Below are 20,230 nucleotides of genomic sequence, written 5' to 3' on the forward strand. Positions count from 1 at the left end.
AGCAATACCATTTGCATGTCCTAGCGCAATACGATTCAGGTATGCATCTGATTTTAGCTTAGCTGCATCACCAGCATTATCAATAAAGCCGTTCTCTGTTAAAATCGCCGGCATGTTTGATTCGCGCAGGACATGGAAATTCGCACGTTTCTTCCCGCGATTTGTAAAATCGACTTGTTTCATGATTTCTGCATGCAACTTGTCACGGTACGCTACAGTGTTATTGGACACACTACCGTTATAAATATAGTCTTCATATCCAGTTCCACCACCAGCATTGATATGAATAGACACAAATAGTTTTGCTCCCCAGCTATTTGCATCATTTGTACGTTGTGCTAAGCTAATTGTCTTATCGGTTGTCCGACTCATACGAATACTATGCCCTTCGTAGTCTCGATTTAAAATATCACGGACTTTTAGAGCGATTTTTAATGTAACGTCTTTCTCTCGTAGTTCATTCCCCTGTGCTCCTGGATCTGTACCACCGTGTCCTGGATCTAAATAAATCTTTACCATAATAAATCTCCTCCTAATATTTTTTATTAAAAAAGTGGCTTGCCCGATTGGACTAGCCACTTGATTAATCTGTTATTTTATAAAGTGTGTTGTTGAAAAACAAAAAAACCTCATTAGGTGTTTACTTCTCTTTTTTATCAAAAACATTTTTAAAGAACTCAATAAAAGGATCCATGCTCTTGTCATCCTCGGCCAGTTTAAAATGATTTAATACCGAATTAATCTCACTCAATAAATACCCTAAATAAAGTACATACAGCGCACTAATTCCCAGTGGCTCTGGCATCAATAAGGCAACCGGGATTGAATAAACAAGTAAAATAAATAAAAGCAACTTTCGGGCTATCCCAAAAATTGCTTTAGAACTTGAAAAATCTACTCTTGGATTAAGCTTTGCATTGATCCATCCTACTGTAAAGTCAATGATATTAGCCCCCATAATTAAAGCTAAAATATAAATTAATTTTGTGTTATCTGATTCCAAGAAACGCTGCAACCATTCTATCATTTGCATCTAGACTCACCTTTCCTTGTAAATTATTCTTTCTCGTATTTCCCCATGAAAAAAAGCACCCCGACTGGGATGCTTTGATTATTAATTTTCTTCCATTGATTTTCGTAATACATGAATTGTGTATCTATTTATTTCTAACAATACATTAATAGACTCTTTGTAACTCATATAATCATCAGCCTCTTCGTCAATTTCCTCTAAATGTTTATCAACTTCTGTTAATTCCTGTTTCAATTTTGGAATATTACCTTCTCTAGAGTCATCTGTTTCAGCAGCCTTAATCTTTTTCGTTAAAAGATCTTTTTTCTCCTCCAGCCTATCACCTAATTCGACAATTTTTGATTCCCAACTTTCTAGCTGATTTTCAATTCTACTATTAATACTTTCAATCAGTTTATCTGCAGTTTTTTCGTCTGTAAACTCAGTTCTTTTTACAGCAACTTCAGAAACCATTCTATATCCAAGTTGTGAAAAAAGGTGTTTGAAAATAAAAATAAATCTTTCCTTTGCTGGAGTATTTTCTTTCATAGGATTAGTATCAATCACAGGAATGTCGTCCGTTTTTTCTTTTTGTAGTGGTATAAAACTTGGCAACATAGAGTCTTTTGGGATAAAGAAGTTTTGGCACATGTTAATTATATCTTGATTGTCGAACGATATACCTGAAATTTGATGTGCAAATTTATTCCTAACCCTTTGTAAATAAGTTATATTATCCAGCTCATTTTTGGATATTAAACCTAAATAGAATGCCATGTTTTTCTTGTTGTCAAAAGTAGATAATGCCTTGTTTCCTTTAAATAAATCTATGTCAATTTTGTCGTTATCAATTAATACAGTTTTTAATAATTCACTTAACATTTCATCAATTACTGAAGCACAAATTAAAGCGATACCTCGATCACTTGCATTTTCTATTTCTTTTTCTACCTCCATTTGATATTCTGCTAGCTTATTGTTTTCAAAAAGACTTTGTAAAATATCTTTTGACACAATTATCCCCTCCTATCTACCTATTCGACAAGAGGGGACAAAACCCTCCTTTTTACCCATTGTTTTTATTCAGTTAAGTCAGCTTTTTGTTCTGAATATGAACTATTTAACTCCCAGTCTTTTTTTAAGACCATTCAATTTTCCATTAAGTTTTCTGTTTAGTCTCATTGTGAACGACGGAGTCGGCACTCTTCTTCCTAAACCTTCATCCCTAGTGTACTTACAGGGATTGCACATGCCGCAAGGTTTACCTTTGTAAGGACTGTGACAAAACCAAGTTTCTTCCATAATATGGCTGAAACCTTTATCTTTTGCCTGTGCTTCCATGTCTAGCTTTGTCATGTTTAATAATGGATAATTATAATATGAAAAAATATTCAACTCCTGTTGACTTGGATCGTCAATAAGCTCATAGTAATGATCGTTACCTTTTTCTACTAATCTAACATCTTTTTTTATAAATCCTTCCACGGTATCATCTAGATGTACGCATAATTCTAAGTTACTAACACTATTATGCTCGCAGTATCTAGCCAACCAATCGTATTGTCCTCCCAAGTGTGACTGATTGGCCAAGGTTTTAAACGCCGTTGTTATTTCTTCATTTTGCGGAATGCCCGACTTATTAATCATTTCTGATTTCATTATTCTTCCAGCAGCTTCCTTACTGATATCAGCTATCAATCCCCTGATATTTTCCATGGTTTCTATTTCCATATCCGTTGATTTTCTTCCGCTATCAAAGACATAGTAAGGCAAAACTGTCTCTTTTTTATTTAATACTAAGTCCAAAACCCTAAAAGTAGAATCCCATCCACCTGTCCACAATACCTTTTTAATTTTAAACACCACTTTTCCATATATTACTTTTATGATACGGTAATTAGGTGTATTTTTCAAACTAATTGTTACTTTTAATCTATTTATATCGACCTAAATCAGGTATAATACCTTGAAATTAAATTAGCCAAGTAATTTGCAAATAATTCTACCCCACCTTCCACAAGAGGTCTTGCGTATCTCGCAATGCCTGATTCGGGTAGATTGTATCTCATTTCAATTAGACCGGAGTTCTTGATCCCGTAAGTGCGATAAGCTTCTCTCGAAGCGTTAGGCCGATCATAAAAAGATGGGTTGTTGTAACCCAATGACTCATTTTCTCCATAATCCGGAAACAGTCTATCTTTCCAACTACTAGACATCCTTCTAATTAACGATGCATACATATTGTTTAAATCCTTATTATGCGAGTAATGATAAGAAACTTGATTCTGTCCAGCCGAATAGCCGAATGCATGGTAATCAATATAAACATGCGCGTCTTTGTTTTCTTCAAACCACCTACCGATAGCTTGCGTTTCGTACTCAGAATAAGCTGAAGTTCCTGTACCTGTATTTTCCCAATTATCGCTGAAATTTGTATTTATATTAACTCCTCTTGCGTTTTCGTAAGTGTTGGCATTATACCCACCAGGATTAACGACAGGAATAATTTTGAACTGCACATTCGCCTGAATGCTTGCTAAAAAATCATTATTTTTTCGATGGTCGAGCATTTGTTTCATAAAGTTATAAAGTGACCAAACTGTATTTTTTTCCGTTCCGTGAACGCCGGTGGTGACAAGAACTGTGATAAATTCGGTTTCCCCAACGTCTTCATGTCTTTCTGTCATATTAGAGTTTCTCGGAACACCAATTGTATATTCATACAATGGCAATGACGCATCTTCTGTACCATCACTTGCGGTAGCATATCCCCAGCGCTTCTTATTTGTAACAATATCAGGGTAATCATCCATTAAATCATTGTACCAACCATATACATCATCAGTAACCGTATTAATTAATGGATTATCAGATGCGCCGGAAACGTCTTTCGTCTCATCGCTTATATATAATGTGTTAAAATCACCTGATAACTTAATCGGAAGAGATGTTTTGAAGTCTGTAATATCTATTAAACTACTCGGAATCAATGGGGATGTCCGGGAGTCATCCGAGTATCCCCCGGTTGTTATTGCCATGTCAGGCTCTGCGGATTGTCCCGAAACTTGAATGTAAGCAAAAGTCTCCCCGTTATTCGCTGTGAATGAATATTCTTTTAAATTGTCATCATCAATTATATATCGAACCGGGAATTCATTTTCCCGTATACGTTTATAGGTGGCCAGTCTAAATCTCTGCGTTTGTTCAAACACCCGAATGTAATATGTTTCACCCTCGGTTATTGGAAAAGCGTAACCTCTAGCTGTGGGTGAGTTTGGGTTAACTGTTCTTAGATGACCGTTGGGGTTAAAAATAGAAAAATAATCGAATCTACCATTAAAAATGTTTTTTCTTGTAGTGAATCCCAAGGTCTCTATTGAAACTTTTAAGTCATATTCTCTAATGCTTAAACTCGGCGTTTCAGAATCTCCAGATACTTGGATAACTAGATAGTTAGCATTTTCAGCAGGAGTTAGCATATATTGATTTTCTTTATCATTAATAAATGCATGGAGTGGGGCGGTATCGTTCACTGGATAGTGCCTAAAAGTAGCTATCCTAAACCTATTACTTTCACCTTTTCTTATATCATACTGTTTGTTAGGCTCAATTTTAACAATTATCGAAATTGCACCGCGGCCGCCATTTGTGTCTGTGCCCTCTTTAAATTTATAATCTGTGGCTGATATGAAGTAGTCTATTACCCAATCTCCATTAAATAGTTCTTTCCCATCAGAAAAATTTAAATGCTGATAACCCACCAATCTATCAACCAATTTATCTGATGTTACACTTCTTTTTTTTAACTCAATTCCCTGGTATTCTCCGGCATCCTTCCAAGCATCATTAATCCAGACATAAATGTGCGCTGGATCAGTCTCGAGTACAAGAGCAACAGCAGAAGCTCCGTTAGGATAATCTGCTTCTAATTCTGCCAGGGTGTTTTTTATTATACCGGGTCCACCATCAACTACCGCCGCTATTGCACTTTCAAATTCAGTGTTAGTCACTCTTTGTGCCAAATCCTGATCAATTAAATTCAGACGTCCCCCTAAAGATTGTTCTTTTCCACGAGCATTTCCAACCTCATTTTTTAAATTACCGAGGTCCGGAGCATAACGCCGTTCTAAATCGTTTAACTTACGCTCTATCTCCGTATTTAACTCACCTTCATCAAACTTTCCATCCAAAATATTTTGCGCTACTTGTCGGGACCATTCGGCCACTTCTGCAGTCGCTTCCATAGATGTGGCAAGAGCTTCTCTTACATCTCTCCCATAAATTTCTGTTCTTACTTTATGTGCTAGCTCTTCAATTCTTTCTGGTATTGCCATCATCCATCTCTCCTTTGTGTCTTCTCTTTGATTTCTTGTGCTTTCCGGCTCAACAATACCGCCAACTCCCTCAACCTCTCAGCTGCTGTTTTCTCCATTAAAAAAAGACCTCCTAACTATTTTTAAGGTCCTCTACATCTTGGTACAATTTATTTAAATCGATTGCTTGCGATACTGTAATTAAATCCAATTTCGTTTTTAAGGCATCAAGTATAATTTTATCTGCAGCTGCCATCAACCCATCTTGGATAGGTGTTGCCGGGCCATAGATAGGTATTCCATCTAAGGCATCATTTAAGTTGTTGATTGCTTCTTCCAAAGCTCCGATTGCTTCCGGCAGACCTTCTAAGTCTGCATCCTCAATTGCCTGCTGTAATTCTTTTAAATTTGAATCAACATTAACCACTTCATTTTTGATTGTGGCTATCGCCTTATTTTGGCTTTCAACTCTATTTTGCAGCTCTGCAACATGACGAGCTGACTTATTCGCATCTGCTTGATATTCGTCTAGATTTTTAAACTTGTCACCTATTTTCATGGAAGCATCTTCTGGACCATTAATATCAGTTGTTTTGCCGATGATTCGTAAAGATTCATCAATACCCATAATCGGATTAATAACGGGATGACTGTTTCCTACATCAAAATTATCAATGTCTAAACCGATTAAAAATAAATCTAATGCAGATATTTCATATTGAGTATGTGCTACTTTTTGATTCTCTAACCAGTTCTGCCCCGTGGATAATAGTCTGTTAGGTAAGGTAATATCATCCCAAGTGACAGATCCACCTTGTATGCCGAATTCCGCGATTAAGTCTGGCCTGTCGATATATGGGATTCCATTGTTAACAGATTCAATGGTTAGACGTGCTTCTGATGCATCCGTTGCTTCTTCATCTTCTGATTCGATTCGCTCACCTAAGGGAGTGAGCCGAGTAATGATTTCTGTTGGATCCACAGACCGGCTGATACTTCTTAGGTTTTTGGCTATTTTAATTTGAGTTTGTTTGTCCTCACCAACGCGCTCAAGAACATCTAAATAACGGATTCCGTTTTCTTTTCGGATTCGTAATTCTCCACCAACACGATCAAGTATTTTATCATCGATCTCTTCAAATGTTGATGATTCTGCGGATGTATAAATATAAAGATTATCAGTTGATGTGGTGACTTCCACGACGCCGGGATAGAATTTTTTGTAATCCTCAACCTGGCTGTTATGGTAGGTTAGCAACTCAATAACAAGTTCTTCTGGTGTACCCCTAAATTCACGGTGTTTTTGTGGTGAGTCATGTAAATAACCTAATTCTCCTTCACATTCGTAGCTATAAGAGTGTAGGCCATCATCCGCCATATCACTATTAGTATTGAGTATACGACCTTCAAATTCATATTTACCTGTCTTTGTATTCAATACGTTAATAAGCGTCTTAAATGGCTTTAATTTGCCATATGCAGGGTTGTTTAGAAAGAACGACATATTAAATGAGTCAATCTTGTTAATTTCTTTCTTAATTATCCCTGTTTCGAGTTTTAAATCATCGGTATGTGGACTATGAATAACTGTTTCCACACCATCATTAATAATCGTAACTTTATACACTAGATCAACTCCTTATAGAAAAGGAATTTGATTGTACCATTGCCTGTTATGGATAGATTATTTTCACCAGATTGTAGTTTAAAGTCACTGCTTTTATTTTTGCCACTTGATACATTATAAGTAACTCCATCTTTTACAATCTGCATAGCTGAACTAGCTTGAATCTCTGGTGCTAAACTTGGTGTTCCAACATTATATAAAATTACATCTAGTGATCCGTTAACTTCAAATTCAGTTATTTGCGCAACGTCTAACTCGAAATTAAAATCATCCCATATATCGTGACCTTCTTCGAGTTCTGAAATCATAAAAGGATAGGCTGTAAATTCAACAGTTAACGTGCCATGATTCCGCAGTTCATCAAATTTCAATCCATCCTCTACTTCAGCTAAATAATAGTAGCCAGGCAATGAATCATCGTATAGTTTTTGTTTTCTACCGCTATTCATTAACCAATTTGTTATTTTTGTTTCCAAAATATTAACTTCTTCTGTATTAATATTTCTGTTTCCATCTAATATATTTAAAGTAAACGTAAGTTGTCTCGGTGTGTAAGTTTGTTCACCATAAATCTCACTAAAATCATATTCGAGATTAGAAAAGGGGACTTTTACTTTGATTTTTTCCTTTTCGGGATAACCGATGTTCTTTTCTGCAATAGTTACTCCAAAATCTCGATAAGAGTGTTTGCCATTGAACGTTATACCGTACATCAAGCAAGCCCCCTTTCTATCCTTCTAATACGATTTCCGCCTTCTTGACTTGTGTAATCGCCCATGATTTGCGCGAATGTTTTACCGTCGACTTGTAGAATAATTGGCTGGTTATTTTGATTGTTTTGTGATGAATAATCATCATGGTTATTGTTGTTTTGAGGGTTACTAAATGTAGCCTTTTTAGTTACATCAAAAGCTAAAATATCTTCCATTGCTCTCGCTACTTCTCCCTCACCTTTTTCAATTCCCGCACCAATCGTTTCGCCCCATTTTACATCCATTATGTCCATTAAGGGACCTGTCTTAGGCGGTGAAAACGGCAAGAAATCTCTAACCTTCTGAGTAACGTTTCCAATTGCATCAGTAACTTTCCCAACCGCACCTTTAATCCCGTCCGCAATGCTTGTTACGATTTTCTTTCCTGCATCTTTAAATCTACCAAAAAAGTTTTTTACGGCATTAAAGGCATTTCTCATTCCATTTGTTACAGCACTTCTTACTCCATTAAACGCACTCGATACTATTCCTCTAAGTGAATTAAAAATATTGGAGATAGTGCTTCTTATTCCATTCACTACATTAGAAATCGTGTTCCTTATTCCATTCCAAATATTTGAAATGACACCACGAATAGCATTCATTACACTTGATATGATGTTTCTAATGAAATTAAAACCCGTACTAACAACGTTTCTCGCTGTATTTACTCCACCTGTAAATAATGACTTAACGGTATTCCAAATATTAGTTACTATCCCTCGTAAGCCAGTAAATAAAGTATTTCCTAACTTCAATATTTTCCCGACAAACCATAGTTGCACGAGATTCCAAACTAACTGTACAGCACCGCTCACAATCTGTTTAACGGAATCCCATAGAGCACTCCAATTTCCCGTGAATAGCGCACTAAAGAATTGAATAATTCCCGTGATAACGTCAATCGCACCTTGAATTGCTCCCTTGATAGCTTCCCAGGTCGATATGATTAAGGCTTGGATAACCGGCCACAAAGCTTGCATAATTGCCCAAACAACATCCATAACGGTGGTGATTACTGTCATTATGCCATTCCATACGTTTTGGGCAGCTTCTAATATCATCTCGCTGTTTTCGTTCCACCACTCAATTAAGCTACCCCATATCTCCATCACGAAATCAGATATAGTTTGTATCACTGTCGTCATCGTCTCTTTTATTGTCTCCCACACAGTGAGCACTAAATCTCTAAAACTTTCATTGGATTGATAAAGGGCAGTAAACAATGCTATTAACCCAGCTATTACACCTATTACGATCAATACTGGTGCTGATATACCGCCTATCGCACTAGTTAAAATACCGACTGCAATTTTTAATTTTCCAAACCAACTGTGCACCGATATGACAGTTGTAATTAATTTACTTACAATCATTAAAACTGGGCCGATTGCAACAGCTATACCTGCCATTGTCATAATTAATTTTTGCGTATTTCCATCTAAGTTAGTCCACCACTGAATAGCACTTTTAACACTTTCAACCATCGTTGAAAAAGCTTGGCCAATCACTTGACCCGTTTCTTCCGCCCATGCTTTTAAATCGTCTGAACGTAGATAATCTAAAAATTCAGCTATAGATTCTTTAGACTGTTCGAACACTCCGCCTAGGATAGTCTCTCCAATGATGCCGACGTTAGCTAATGTGTTTTGTACCATACCAGACCAACTGTCTGCATAAGCATCCGCCATGCCTCCAGCAAAATCTTCCATAACATCAAGAAAATCATCTGTAGTGATTTCTCCATTCCTTAGCATTTCATACATAGCTTCAGAGCCAACACCCATATGACTTTGTACTGCAGCGCTAAAACCAGGCATACGTTGCGCAATCATATCGAATTCAGTTCTTGTTAATTTCCCCTGGTCAACGACACGACCGAATATTTGCTCCATTTCAGTAAATGTCCCAGTTCCACCAACTACAGCGGAGTCTAAAAGCTGTATATATCTTGTTAACTCATCGCCTTCTTTGACTCCCGCCGCCATGGCGGTAGCTGCTGCAGATGTAGCTTCAGCCATTGTCAACATTCCACCAGAGATCGCATCTCTTAACCCGTCACTGATTCGGCTAACGTCTTCCGCGCTATAACCTAAACCTTTTAACTGTGCTTGTGCAGCATCAACCGCGACTAATCGTTTCCAACCCAGCGCTGCAACAATACCACTCACAGCCGTGGCAGCGCCCATCGCAGGAACTGTTATAGCTTTAGTTAACGTTTTACCTGCTTTCCCCATGGAATTAGCAATTGAGGTTGCAATTCTGCTTCCTGCACTTTTACCTGCTGCTGTCGCTTCGGGGTTTATTGTTTTTTGGATAGAACCACTGATACCTTTGGCTGATGGCATGATTTGAACATATGCTTGTCCTAATGTTGTCATTTATTCACCCCCAACCATTAGTTGGTTTCTCGTTTTCACAAAGTCCTCGCCAGAATCAAACACGACTACGTCTTTTTTGCTTTCTTCTTTACTATTGGTCAACAAATTAATTAATGAAGTTGGTCTGTTCTTTCCTTTTTGGCCATCTTCCGTTTGGAACCAAACAAGCATGCTAAGCTTGTCGGATATTCCGGCCAACAATAAAGTATCCATCGGCACTAACTGACCACTAAGCTTCATTTTTATTCTGGAATCATCTCTTAAACCGCAAGCAAAAACAGCTACCCTTGTAGTAGGTAGCTGTCGGTAATCGTATATTTGATAGGTTTCTGCAAGGTCGCAAATCAATGCTTCCTCGTCGGTTTTTATCATTCTGGCAAGGATTAGGAGTTTTTTCTTTCTTTTTGACTTTCAAATATCTCCATAATTTCCTCAGATATTTTATCAGTAGGGACCGTGCCGCTTTCAATTCTTATATGTTCCTTCAATTTATTTGCTTGTTCTTTGCCAAGCAATAAATTTATTGCTTTTGCTAAAAGAAGAGGGTTTTCTTCCATTTCACCCAAGATCTCAACCAACTCATAGTTATTTAGGTTTTCTTCTGGTATTTTATATTCAAACCCTGAATTTGTTTTTCCTTTAATCATCCTTCAACCTCTCCCCCGCCATTTGATGATGTTTTTTGAATATATTCATAGTGGGTATTACCTTCTGAATCTGGGATTGCTTGAATGGTAGTTTCATATCCAATTGCTTCTGCATCCGCATAGCTGATTTCTCCGATTTCAGATACTTTACCACTAGGAATAACGATTCGTTTTAGAATGCTACCTTTTAGAATCATATCGACAACCAAGCAGTGTTCCTCTAATTCTTTAGAGTTTGCTTTGATTGTGATTCCGGTATCTAATGTACCTGTTACGTTATCTTGGCCATAAACTTCTTTTAATACATCCACATTAGTTGCTTCAATCAGTGTGTAAGTAAATGTATCTTCTTTGCTAGTTTGTACACTTGCAACAATGTCTCCTCCCCAAGCTGGTATGTTTTCAGACTCTGGAGAGTTTTCATTAGTCATTCCGTCTTCCGATATATAGCCTAAACTCTTAAATGCTGGATCTAATTCTGTTAATGCATCCGTTGGTAATTTTGTACCTAATACCGCGGAATAAACAGCGCCGCCCACTTTTGGCTTTGCTGTTGAAACGTTTGCTGCATTACTCATATTTTCTACCTCCTAATAATATCTAATATCGTATACCGCTTGATAGCGGTATTCTTTTGTTGTTGTATCTGTAAAGTTGTAATCGCTGTTGAGGGTAAGGCCTCTTATTTCATCTAATTCAATTAAGCTTTCTACAGCAGTTTTTACTCTTTCATTTAATGCTGCAGCTTCATATAAAGAATCTCCATAAGATTGGAATGCGAATGTGGCACTTGGTAAATGATTACTTTTCCCGCTAGATGTTTTTTCAAAAACCACATAGGATTCTGTTTGGGCACTCGGTTTTTCAAGGTGGACAGATTCTGCTAATTTACTTTTTAAATGATTTAAAATGATTAATTCAATCATCTACTTCACCGACTTCAAAAGTGTATTGTTTTTTAGGTTATCGGTTTTTGCTTGTGGAGTATCTGCCCACACTCTAGCGTTGGCCCTGTTCTTCCCCACATAAATATCTTGCTCATATCCTGCCCCACTTCTGTTTCTAATCCCCGTCGCATAACCCTTCAATACTTTTTGCATATTCCCCGATTTCATTAAATCAGCTACACCTTTACGGTCCAGTTCAAATTTTGTTTTACTCATAACGCTCCACCATCACTTTCTTGTTCCAGTCGAGAGGAATGAGGTGATCTATGCCTTCAGTCGGAATACCAAACGTGCGCCATCGTTTACCAAAGAAAAATACCTCAGCATCTTCCCAATTGTTTGTGTCGTTTTTAGGAATTGCCAAGGTATAGACTGCTTTTTTACCAGTGATATTTAATTGGTTGACAATATCATCAGTTGATGTCGGATTTACCAGAACATTATCGACTTCAATTTCTACGTCTTCAAAAATCGGCTGATCAAACGGATCTCTGCCTACTTCCTTTTTATTAATTAGAGTGACCGTAATACCCTTAATCAGTGCCATAGAAATCAATCACCCCATAACGTTGTTTGCGTAACCCTAGAGCCTTTAACTCATCACGTTTGATAAATATTCCACCACCTGGTGTTAAAAAAGTTCCAGATACGGTATAACCTAAAGCTGATTCAGAGTATTGAGTCATCGGTTCTTGAGTAGTGGATGTCATTAGTGTTCTTGCAACAATATCAACTGTTACAGATTTAACGACATCTTTATAAACTACGCTTTCTTCAATCATCTGGTCAATGTCTTTTCCGACTTTTTCAGCTTCAAATCTTAACCGATTTGAAACATCTGGAAGTAACGCTTCAGCACGAGTCTGTTCTTCTGGTGACATCGGTCTCCACAAATTGATTAAATCTTCTACAGTTGCAAAACCTGTCATAGTAACACCGCCTATTCAAATGCTTTAGCAATTGCGGCAATTCGCGTATCCTTATTCTTCTTATCTTCGGTGGAAAGTTTAATACCTTGTTCTTCTGCGAATTTATCTAATTGTTTATTAGTCATTTCTTCTAAGTTGATTTCTTCTTCGACATATTCTTCTGTTTTTGAAACTTCTTCAACAGCTTCCCCTTTTACACCCGTTACCTCCACCCAGTTTTTGCCTACAATTTTACAGGAGCTATCAACGATAGCCCCAGTTTTAATGTTTTTATACCTCATCTATTACCCCTCCACTACTGCATCATCTTCAATAATACGAGCAAATGCTTCCGGATCTAAGATTCCCCATCCTAAAAATGCTTCGGAACGTAAATATACTTGGTTATATCCTTGTAAGTCGTTCCCGCTGTTATCTGGATCACCGTATTCAATAACTTTCAATGGAATTTGTTTTGCATAACCCCACTTAAAGCTACCTGCAAAATCACCAATGTAAACACGTGAGTTTTTGTCTGTCATTTCTGATACCGTGCGATTTACTTCAACCGGTAAACCATTTATTGAACTTGGAGCATTACCCCAAGCTAAATCTGGAAACATTGGATTACCTTGTCGATCCTTTTGTTTTGCCAATGCTGAACGGAATTCTGTGGAAATTGCCATTCCTGTAACATCGGCACCCGACCCATGTACAACCGCAATAGCCGATTCGACATTTTCATTTGGATCGTCAAGACCATTTTCAGCTTGAATTTCTTGGTCTACCAAATCATCAAAGTTGTTATTTCCAATAACTGAAGATGCTTCTCCTGTTCGAGGATTGACTCCGTGGAACACCATTAAATCTAATCCTCGGGCCACTTTACGAGCGAATCCATCATTGAATGCTTTTAAGATTCCGATTCGTTCTTCTTTATCAACAATCATAAACTCGTCGGAAACACGAGCACCATATTCAATCTTGATTGGAACAATTGTACGTGGTGCTAATGAAACACCACCATGTGATTTCTTTCCGCTTTCTGCAACAACATCAATTTCACTGTCCATTGTAAATGTAAATTCCTTTTGGCCGTTAAATGGGATAGGCTTCTGATTAGATAATCTTGCTATTGACGATTCACCTTGTACTTTATTTACTAAATCTGTGACTAATACCGGATCAAATAATGTTCCTTTGTTTAAAACCATATTTTATACTCTCCTTTTAACTTAGATTTTCTATAATATTTGCATAAGCTTGTTCTTTTTCGTCAAGTTGTTGCGGTTCTGTCGGTTTCAACGGCAATGGTTGTTTTTTATTCACAAAACCAGCAATTTTCTCAGCATCCGCTTTAATTTCTTCTTCTGTTTCACCGCTAAGTCTTCCTGCTAAATCAAGTGGAATACCAGCCTGTATTGCGATAGATGTTTTCAAATCTTTTAACTTGTATGTTTCGACTTCTTTCTTTAAATCATCAATACTACTTAATTCTTCTTTTTGGGTATTTAAAGTGTTTTGTAGATCTGATAATTGTTGTTCTAGTGTAGCATTGGTATTTTTCAATTCTTCATAGTCTTCTGCCGGCTTGGCTGCTTGAATTGCTTTACCGTGCTCTTTCATAGTTGCTTCAATTTGTTCATCATTAAGACCTAATTCTTTTAAAAACTCTCTATTCATTTTTTCATTTCTCCCTTACGTTATTTTTACGAGGTTACGACCTCGATAGGATGTACATTTACGTTGTACGAACGAATAATTGCATAATAAATAGCCCTGTTTAACGTCTTTTGACTTACTTACTTTTCCATTTCATTTTTCCGCATTTAGTGCATTTATATCTGAACATAACATTCGGACCATCACCCATACGACCTAAACCATCTTTGTTCCCGGTATATTTGTAGCTATGAAATAATGGCATACACTTCATTTTTTATCTCCTAACGCTTGACTGCTAAGTGCATTAAAATAGGATTCCCGCAAAAATCATTATAAGTAAAATCAAGTATACATATTTATCATGCCTAACTAAGAAATCCCAAAACGGCTCATACCACTTTAAGACTCTTGATGTAAATTTTGATAGCTGTTCTAAAATGCTATTAAATAATCCTGTCACATCTACACCCCTCTCATAGTCTACAAACGGATACCGCACCTGGTAGCTAGGAGATTGGATCACTTCCTTTCTACTCGACCTTTTAATAACCTAGCTTAAATGTGTCAGCCATCATCGATGATGTTCTTTTAATATTTTCTATTTCAGTATTTGAAAATACTTTTTTATCACGATTAATGATTGGTGCGGCCATATCTTTTACATATGATTGTCTGATTAATAATGTTTTTCCATCGGATAAAGTCTTTTGAATAGATTCGCCATTTATTAGTCGTTCAATTTCATTGTCACCAAGAACAACTTCAACCATTTTCTCATCCCTCCCCATTAAAATTAAACTCATTATCCTTCAACACCTGATAAAGAACATTAGAAACACGTCTCACCATTTCCTCATCGTGCTCGTCGTATCCAGCTTCAAATAAAATGGCATGGAATAACTCATGAACGAACACAACTTCCTTTCGTTGTTCATCCATGCTATCGTCAATCACAATCTTGTTATTGTGATAGGTCACCTGACCATATAGATCCATATCCGACATTAAATCTTTAACTTTTTGTGTTTTATAATCTATTCCACCAACATTAACTGTATCTGGTATCAATAATTCACTTCCTCTCAGCTAATGTCTTGCTTTTCTTTTCTATGGAAAGTCACCCCTCACAATCTATTCCGCACATGCGGTACAGTTGGCGTTCTATCCAATACTTGATGACCTATAATGATTTTCTGAGGAACATGCCAATTGTATTCATGACTTTTTTTCTTTTTGATATAATTAATTTCTTCAAAAATTCCTGTGATAACTTGAGATAAACATTTAAAAGCTTGATAAATTGCCTCACTGATTGTTTCACACATGTCTTCGATAGATGAAACAATCCTCTCTAATTCATCATATGGCATGTTATTTCTCACTGCCGCTTCTGCTATCAATTCTTCTCTGCTTTTTTCCATCATGATATTCACTCCTAATATCTAATTTTTTGCTTCTTAGGCGGCTTGGCTTCTGCACAAGCCCAATGTGCTAGTATCATAGATTCCATTAGTGCAATGTCATTTTCTTCAATCTGTGAGCGGTAACCAAAACCTCCACTTGTCCCAATATTTCTCTTATCACAATTCGTGACTACTTGAAATAATGATGGTTGACTCTTATGTTGTATCGTTTGTTGAAATAACGCTTGCTCAAACATTGCATTCGCCAGGATGATTTCTTTTACAGTCGGTAATACCGGCGCTTTTAATCCCGCTTGCTTCATTGCTTCCGCTAAGATGTTTTGACCGTTTGCCCCATCAATTACTACTTGTTGGACATCGGCATTTCTCAAAAAATGTATGATCCATCCATTACCGCTTCTAAGACTTTTACAATCTATCGTTTCAACGAATACTTTATCATCCACAGTTTTTACAGCAATGCTTAAAGCAACGTTTGTTCCGTCATATCCATATTTAATACCCGCAAATATTTTTCCTGTAAGCCAAGGCAAAGTATCAGTGTGTAATTCTTTCCATTCGTTTTCGGAGATGGCAGACTTTTGGTTGTACTGGATCCATAAACCTAATCGCTGTATATTAAAATCTATATCATCATCGCCAACCTCGGCTTGGATGTTACGCTCAGATACCCTTAAACCTAAACTAGGATTTGCTTGATACCATAAATCTTTATCCCTTACATCAGATTGTTTATCTACACTCCATTCAGCCCAGCCAGTATCTTCTGTGCTACCTTGTAGAGCATTGTCTCTTAGACGAGTAAAAACAGTACCGCTAGAAATTGGAGTTGGTGGAGTTCCTGTGAAAATCGTTTGTGGGTTAGGACTTGCTGCGATTGTGTACATTAAAGCTGATCGTTGATCGTCTGTATATTCTTGGGCTTCGTCCACAACTAATAAATCAAAACTTTCTCCTAAACCACCAGTAGAAGTACGTGTTCTGAAATCAATGCGACCACCGCCAATTAACTCGATGCTCTCATTACCCCTAGCCTTAATACTTGTGAAATCAACTTGATTTTCATAGCCACTTGCTTCAAGTATTGTTACGAGTCTTTCAAAAGCAGCTTTACTAGTGTTAGTTCGATGCGCTGTGTGTAAAATTCTTTCACCGTTTTTTAAACCGTGCAACTCTCTAATTGCAACAATCTCATTTTTACCATTTTGACGGGGTACAGCATAACCAAAGTTCATATGCACCCAAAGACCGTTTTTATTTCTAGCCATAATTGCATCAACTATAAACTTTTGCCAATCAAAAGCTTTACGACCTGACTTTTCGTATAACTCAATGGCTTCATCGCCTAATGAATCGTCATAAGGTAAGATTAATGATTTTGTAGGAGTTTGTTCTCCGATTCTTACTTCTACAGCCATCTACTAACACCCTTTCAATCAACCACTCCATTCCTTTGACCAGACATTTTGCCTGCGTATTTCTTCTGAGTCTCCTGGATAATATTCAACAACACAGCGACACCTATCATGTCTGCGATAGACATCATCAGGTACATCTGGATATTTGTAAATCCCTTGCATCGAACGGCACCATTCACAAGGAGGACTACCGTGAGCCGACCTCATTATTAGTGGGTTTAATCCTGACTCACCTTGAAATTCAACATTTGCCTTTATCGTGTCATCTACAGTAGTTTGTGTAAAATTAACAATCGGTTCTTGTAATATCCAAGCAACATCATCAAATACTTCTTCTGCAACAACTCGATTTATAATACTGTCAATCCTCAATTGATTAACTGGTGGTTCAATACCTCTCAAACCTAAGCCAACAGATTTGTTTAATTGTTCTTGTATTTCCGCTGATACTTTAGCGACAATGACATGATTATTTTTCAATGTCGGGTCAAGTATTCTTTCGGCAATGTTGTAGTACATTTTCCCATCTGGTAGTACATCTGATTTTATGTGCATTTCAAAAGTACGTGCTAATATTTCACCAATCTCAACAGCATATTCATTTGCTTGCTGGTAAGTTGCTGTTCCATTCTCGATCATTGCACGTATGCTCTTTAATCTTTTACTTTTACTGATTGCATTATTAAAATCACGTTCAATAGCTTCTAACAATTCCGGGACAATATCAGTTGCCATTATTCATCACCTTCAATGCCAGTTAAATCTTGTAAATTATTATTATTAAAATAACCCGGAACGGCTTGATTAATTTTAATTGCACCATCACCGATTAATGAAATGGTTGATGCATCTGGTTTAAAGACAGGCTCCCATTTTGCTTTGGTATTATATAACTGATTGCGTTTATATGGCACATTATCTCTCAATGATGCAGCTAGATAACCTACATTTAAAAAACCAGAACTAAAATCTCGTTGTGCTTTTTCTGCTGCAAGTCTCAATGTTTCATGACTTGCTTTAATAGCTTCAGCGCTTGATGGGTTGTCAGATGGAAAACCTAAATCATCTAAAGTTAAACCTGTTTCTCCCGCGAATCCAGATGCTGCAGTTCTTAATTGTTCCACGAACGGTGACATTGAAGGTACATTGAATTGTCCTAGCTTCGGAATATCCCCATCATCGTCTTTTGTGAACTCTAAGAATGATGCAACAGTCGCTTTCCAGTTATCCATTGCTTCTGAATCTTGAGACGTACCCACAACATACTTCTGTGGCCACGAATAGAATTCAGCAGTAATGTCAGCACGTTCGAGTGTCCGTTTAGCATATTTCTGATAATAAATAGCTGATGGTGTGATTCTCGACCTCCCGAATGGTTTAGTCGAATCCGGACGATGAATAATCGGCACTAACAATGGAGCAGGCGCACTGTTATCAACCGAATCTGCTAAATCACCATTAATGAAAAGGTCAGTTCTTCCAGTTACGAAATACAATTCTTGGCTTGGTTTTCCGTATTCATCACGTTCCAGTACCGCATATCCTTCCGACAAAAGCCTTGTAACTGGATCTAATATTCCAGTTGCTTCTGAACCTTGGATAACTTGTAACCGAGGTAAATTATCCTCACCTTCTGAAATATAAATGAAACTGCATGAATTAATGAGTGCGGATAACTTTGCATCATCAAATAAAATATCTGCACTATTCATCTGAAAAATTTCATTGATATTAAAGTTGTCATTTGCAAACTCTCGAAATACTAAACGGTCTGCTAAGCTATCAACTGCTTTTGCTCCCCAACCTAAAAATGCTCTATATTGTTGTCTTAATCTATCGGGTATTGTGATACCAGGACTAATATCTACATTTTTCATGTCATAAACCTTCTGACGGTACAGTGCACCACGTCTATAGACATCTAATTTCTTGCGTAAATAATCGATTCCTTGCACGTTTTCACTCCTTCCTAGGGTATAATCAATAGTCGCGCGAGAAAATTTGCACAGTGACCGCGTGAAGGGCGAAATAGACGAGAGGGAGGGTGGTATGCCCCCCTATTTTATTTTCCGTCTAATTCTAATCACTGTCTTTTTATTCTCTTGTTTTTTGTTCGTTTGATTACTGTTATATTCCATCCAATTCATGCTTTGAGGTAAATTTCTATTGCCAATTACTTGTTGCTTCGTCTCATGACCTTGCTTGAATATCTTGTCAGACTTCTGTCTGTTGCATGTCCAGTGAGCAAGCTGTAGGTTATCTATATCAGATGGATGTCCATACTTTGCGACTGGAATGATGTGGTCAATGGTAGCACTCATTGGGTGGGGGGTCTTCAGTGAGAAGTCCACCTGGTGTCCACATATACCACAGGTGTTTTGTGTAGCAAAGATGCGCTTCTTGTTTCGTTCATAGTTAGCACGGTGGGCACCTTTCCTGTCGGCACGTGAATAAGACATAGTATCACTCCATTAAAAAAGCACCTACCCCAATTGGATAAGTGCTTTTCTTAGACTGTTGAGGAGGAATCACACCTCCTCATATATTTTTTTACCTAATACCATAATACCTTATTTCTATTAACATTCTCTGTTTATATTCTGCCATTTGTCTGCCATTAATTTAATCTAATATGTTTTTGTTTTTATTAATAATTTCTAAAGCCAAAGGCTGTAAATTATAATCAAAATATACATGCATTGTAGATAAACTTGATGATCTATATATAATTTTGTATAGCTCGAGTTCTCTCACTTCACCATCATTAACTGGGAGACTAATAGTATTTCTATCACCGAAAGCTAATTCTCTTAATATAGATTTTTGTCTTTCAGATAAATTTTCCAATTTTGCTTTTACATTCTTTTTAACGTTACGCTTTCCCCTAGCTCTTTTCAACCTACCCCCAATTCCTATAGCTGTTCCACTTAGTATTAATGATAATGACAGTAAGAAAACTAATGAAAAGATCCATCTATATTTGTTAACTAATTCGTCTAATGATAAATAACCCAACCAACTCGAGGGAATGAATATTACAAATCCTGAAAAGAGTAATAAGGGTAAAAAATATTTCGGAGCCAGCTTCAAAAATTCTATTAGATCAAATTTAATACCTGATGCCATACACACCCTC

At 37.0% G+C, this 20,230-nt stretch carries 26 protein-coding genes; all 26 read right to left on the reverse strand.

Annotated elements, in window-relative coordinates; translation table 11 throughout:
* On the reverse strand, positions 1-519 hold a 519-nt coding region (locus IEX94_RS06360; protein WP_188856503.1), incomplete at its 3' end, for an N-acetylmuramoyl-L-alanine amidase.
* Positions 520-640: 121 nt separating this feature from the next.
* Entirely contained in the window at positions 641-1,033 is a 393-nt protein-coding gene (locus IEX94_RS06365; RefSeq protein WP_188856504.1) for a phage holin family protein, read from the reverse strand.
* A gap of 81 nt (positions 1,034-1,114) precedes the next feature.
* Positions 1,115-2,026: a transcriptional regulator gene (locus IEX94_RS06370; RefSeq protein ID WP_188856505.1), complete on the reverse strand. Its 912-nt coding sequence runs from the start codon at positions 2,024-2,026 to the stop codon at positions 1,115-1,117.
* Positions 2,027-2,128: 102 nt separating this feature from the next.
* The gene (locus IEX94_RS06375) at positions 2,129-2,926 is read right to left on the reverse strand and encodes a 7-cyano-7-deazaguanine synthase (protein ID WP_188856506.1); all 798 of its coding nucleotides are present in this window, start codon (positions 2,924-2,926) and stop codon (positions 2,129-2,131) included.
* Between the two features lie 38 nt (positions 2,927-2,964).
* Entirely contained in the window at positions 2,965-5,346 is a 2,382-nt protein-coding gene (locus tag IEX94_RS06380; protein ID WP_188856507.1) for a M14 family zinc carboxypeptidase, read from the reverse strand.
* Between the two features lie 112 nt (positions 5,347-5,458).
* Positions 5,459-6,952 carry a phage tail spike protein gene (locus tag IEX94_RS06385; protein ID WP_188856508.1) on the reverse strand — a complete coding sequence of 498 codons (1,494 nt, stop codon included), beginning with the start codon at positions 6,950-6,952 and terminating at the stop codon, positions 5,459-5,461.
* Positions 6,952-7,665: a phage tail family protein gene (locus tag IEX94_RS06390; RefSeq protein ID WP_188856509.1), complete on the reverse strand. Its 714-nt coding sequence runs from the start codon at positions 7,663-7,665 to the stop codon at positions 6,952-6,954. Before IEX94_RS06390 ends, IEX94_RS06385 begins: the two co-directional genes overlap by 1 nt.
* Positions 7,665-10,085 (reverse strand): phage tail protein, encoded by a 2,421-nt coding sequence (locus IEX94_RS06395; RefSeq protein WP_188856510.1) that lies wholly within the window; start codon positions 10,083-10,085, stop codon positions 7,665-7,667. Before IEX94_RS06395 ends, IEX94_RS06390 begins: the two co-directional genes overlap by 1 nt.
* Positions 10,086-10,433: a DUF5361 domain-containing protein gene (locus IEX94_RS06400; protein ID WP_229782598.1), complete on the reverse strand. Its 348-nt coding sequence runs from the start codon at positions 10,431-10,433 to the stop codon at positions 10,086-10,088. It lies immediately after the preceding gene.
* Between the two features lie 35 nt (positions 10,434-10,468).
* A complete protein-coding gene (locus tag IEX94_RS06405; RefSeq protein ID WP_188856512.1) occupies positions 10,469-10,732 on the reverse strand; it encodes a hypothetical protein in 264 nt (87 codons plus the stop codon).
* Complete coding sequence (locus tag IEX94_RS06410) at positions 10,729-11,310, reverse strand: phage tail tube protein (protein ID WP_188856513.1); 582 nt, start codon at positions 11,308-11,310, stop codon at positions 10,729-10,731. Before IEX94_RS06410 ends, IEX94_RS06405 begins: the two co-directional genes overlap by 4 nt.
* Positions 11,311-11,322: 12 nt before the next feature.
* Positions 11,323-11,658, reverse strand: a complete 336-nt coding sequence (locus IEX94_RS06415; RefSeq protein WP_188856514.1) for a hypothetical protein — start codon at positions 11,656-11,658, stop codon at positions 11,323-11,325.
* Positions 11,659-11,895 carry a hypothetical protein gene (locus IEX94_RS06420; protein ID WP_188856515.1) on the reverse strand — a complete coding sequence of 79 codons (237 nt, stop codon included), beginning with the start codon at positions 11,893-11,895 and terminating at the stop codon, positions 11,659-11,661.
* Positions 11,888-12,226 carry a hypothetical protein gene (locus IEX94_RS06425; RefSeq protein WP_188856516.1) on the reverse strand — a complete coding sequence of 113 codons (339 nt, stop codon included), beginning with the start codon at positions 12,224-12,226 and terminating at the stop codon, positions 11,888-11,890. Before IEX94_RS06425 ends, IEX94_RS06420 begins: the two co-directional genes overlap by 8 nt.
* Positions 12,213-12,608 carry a phage Gp19/Gp15/Gp42 family protein gene (locus IEX94_RS06430; RefSeq protein WP_188856517.1) on the reverse strand — a complete coding sequence of 132 codons (396 nt, stop codon included), beginning with the start codon at positions 12,606-12,608 and terminating at the stop codon, positions 12,213-12,215. The genes IEX94_RS06425 and IEX94_RS06430 overlap by 14 nt, the downstream gene beginning before the upstream one ends.
* 11 nt (positions 12,609-12,619) lie before the next feature.
* Positions 12,620-12,889, reverse strand: coding sequence for a hypothetical protein (locus tag IEX94_RS06435; protein ID WP_188856518.1), 270 nt, complete (start codon positions 12,887-12,889; stop codon positions 12,620-12,622).
* A 3-nt stretch (positions 12,890-12,892) separates the two neighbouring features.
* Positions 12,893-13,801 (reverse strand): phage major capsid protein, encoded by a 909-nt coding sequence (locus IEX94_RS06440; RefSeq protein WP_188856519.1) that lies wholly within the window; start codon positions 13,799-13,801, stop codon positions 12,893-12,895.
* A 16-nt stretch (positions 13,802-13,817) separates the two neighbouring features.
* Entirely contained in the window at positions 13,818-14,270 is a 453-nt protein-coding gene (locus IEX94_RS06445) for a phage scaffolding protein (protein ID WP_188856520.1), read from the reverse strand.
* A 524-nt stretch (positions 14,271-14,794) separates the two neighbouring features.
* Positions 14,795-15,055, reverse strand: a complete 261-nt coding sequence (locus IEX94_RS06450; protein ID WP_188856521.1) for a hypothetical protein — start codon at positions 15,053-15,055, stop codon at positions 14,795-14,797.
* Positions 15,027-15,320: an ImmA/IrrE family metallo-endopeptidase gene (locus tag IEX94_RS06455; protein WP_188856522.1), complete on the reverse strand. Its 294-nt coding sequence runs from the start codon at positions 15,318-15,320 to the stop codon at positions 15,027-15,029. Before IEX94_RS06455 ends, IEX94_RS06450 begins: the two co-directional genes overlap by 29 nt.
* A 56-nt stretch (positions 15,321-15,376) precedes the next feature.
* Positions 15,377-15,676 (reverse strand): hypothetical protein, encoded by a 300-nt coding sequence (locus IEX94_RS06460; protein ID WP_188856523.1) that lies wholly within the window; start codon positions 15,674-15,676, stop codon positions 15,377-15,379.
* A gap of 11 nt (positions 15,677-15,687) precedes the next feature.
* The gene (locus tag IEX94_RS06465; RefSeq protein ID WP_188856524.1) at positions 15,688-17,094 is read right to left on the reverse strand and encodes a terminase large subunit domain-containing protein; all 1,407 of its coding nucleotides are present in this window, start codon (positions 17,092-17,094) and stop codon (positions 15,688-15,690) included.
* An 18-nt stretch (positions 17,095-17,112) separates the two neighbouring features.
* Positions 17,113-17,829 carry a hypothetical protein gene (locus IEX94_RS06470; RefSeq protein ID WP_188856525.1) on the reverse strand — a complete coding sequence of 239 codons (717 nt, stop codon included), beginning with the start codon at positions 17,827-17,829 and terminating at the stop codon, positions 17,113-17,115.
* Positions 17,829-19,049 carry a hypothetical protein gene (locus tag IEX94_RS06475; RefSeq protein ID WP_229782599.1) on the reverse strand — a complete coding sequence of 407 codons (1,221 nt, stop codon included), beginning with the start codon at positions 19,047-19,049 and terminating at the stop codon, positions 17,829-17,831. The genes IEX94_RS06470 and IEX94_RS06475 overlap by 1 nt, the downstream gene beginning before the upstream one ends.
* 102 nt (positions 19,050-19,151) lie before the next feature.
* Positions 19,152-19,553, reverse strand: a complete 402-nt coding sequence (locus IEX94_RS06480) for an HNH endonuclease (RefSeq protein WP_188856526.1) — start codon at positions 19,551-19,553, stop codon at positions 19,152-19,154.
* A gap of 163 nt (positions 19,554-19,716) precedes the next feature.
* Positions 19,717-20,220 carry a super-infection exclusion protein B gene (locus IEX94_RS06485; RefSeq protein WP_188856527.1) on the reverse strand — a complete coding sequence of 168 codons (504 nt, stop codon included), beginning with the start codon at positions 20,218-20,220 and terminating at the stop codon, positions 19,717-19,719.
* Positions 20,221-20,230 lie beyond the last annotated feature (10 nt).

This window comes from Oceanobacillus indicireducens, from assembly GCF_014647195.1.
In the GTDB taxonomy this organism is placed as follows: Bacteria; Bacillota; Bacilli; order Bacillales; family Amphibacillaceae; genus Oceanobacillus; species Oceanobacillus indicireducens.

What these genes read in the sequence shown, in the direction of transcription:
- IEX94_RS06430 (WP_188856517.1), bottom strand. Translation starts at nt 12,608, where the DNA reads ATGACAGGTTTTGCAACTGTAGAAGATTTAATCAATTTGTGGAGACCG.
- IEX94_RS06395 (WP_188856510.1), bottom strand. Translation starts at nt 10,085, where the DNA reads ATGACAACATTAGGACAAGCATATGTTCAAATCATGCCATCAGCCAAA.
- IEX94_RS06445 (WP_188856520.1), bottom strand. Translation starts at nt 14,270, where the DNA reads ATGAATAGAGAGTTTTTAAAAGAATTAGGTCTTAATGATGAACAAATT.
- IEX94_RS06450 (WP_188856521.1), bottom strand. Translation starts at nt 15,055, where the DNA reads ATGAGTTTAATTTTAATGGGGAGGGATGAGAAAATGGTTGAAGTTGTT.
- IEX94_RS06365 (WP_188856504.1), bottom strand. Translation starts at nt 1,033, where the DNA reads ATGCAAATGATAGAATGGTTGCAGCGTTTCTTGGAATCAGATAACACA.
- IEX94_RS06460 (WP_188856523.1), bottom strand. Translation starts at nt 15,676, where the DNA reads ATGATGGAAAAAAGCAGAGAAGAATTGATAGCAGAAGCGGCAGTGAGA.
- IEX94_RS06405 (WP_188856512.1), bottom strand. Translation starts at nt 10,732, where the DNA reads ATGATTAAAGGAAAAACAAATTCAGGGTTTGAATATAAAATACCAGAA.
- IEX94_RS06470 (WP_188856525.1), bottom strand. Translation starts at nt 17,829, where the DNA reads ATGGCAACTGATATTGTCCCGGAATTGTTAGAAGCTATTGAACGTGAT.
- IEX94_RS06425 (WP_188856516.1), bottom strand. Translation starts at nt 12,226, where the DNA reads ATGGCACTGATTAAGGGTATTACGGTCACTCTAATTAATAAAAAGGAA.
- IEX94_RS06485 (WP_188856527.1), bottom strand. Translation starts at nt 20,220, where the DNA reads ATGGCATCAGGTATTAAATTTGATCTAATAGAATTTTTGAAGCTGGCT.
- IEX94_RS06410 (WP_188856513.1), bottom strand. Translation starts at nt 11,310, where the DNA reads ATGAGTAATGCAGCAAACGTTTCAACAGCAAAGCCAAAAGTGGGCGGC.
- IEX94_RS06440 (WP_188856519.1), bottom strand. Translation starts at nt 13,801, where the DNA reads ATGGTTTTAAACAAAGGAACATTATTTGATCCGGTATTAGTCACAGAT.
- IEX94_RS06435 (WP_188856518.1), bottom strand. Translation starts at nt 12,889, where the DNA reads ATGAGGTATAAAAACATTAAAACTGGGGCTATCGTTGATAGCTCCTGT.
- IEX94_RS06420 (WP_188856515.1), bottom strand. Translation starts at nt 11,895, where the DNA reads ATGAGTAAAACAAAATTTGAACTGGACCGTAAAGGTGTAGCTGATTTA.
- IEX94_RS06390 (WP_188856509.1), bottom strand. Translation starts at nt 7,665, where the DNA reads ATGTACGGTATAACGTTCAATGGCAAACACTCTTATCGAGATTTTGGA.
- IEX94_RS06465 (WP_188856524.1), bottom strand. Translation starts at nt 17,094, where the DNA reads ATGGCTGTAGAAGTAAGAATCGGAGAACAAACTCCTACAAAATCATTA.
- IEX94_RS06380 (WP_188856507.1), bottom strand. Translation starts at nt 5,346, where the DNA reads ATGGCAATACCAGAAAGAATTGAAGAGCTAGCACATAAAGTAAGAACA.
- IEX94_RS06480 (WP_188856526.1), bottom strand. Translation starts at nt 19,553, where the DNA reads ATGTCTTATTCACGTGCCGACAGGAAAGGTGCCCACCGTGCTAACTAT.
- IEX94_RS06415 (WP_188856514.1), bottom strand. Translation starts at nt 11,658, where the DNA reads ATGATTGAATTAATCATTTTAAATCATTTAAAAAGTAAATTAGCAGAA.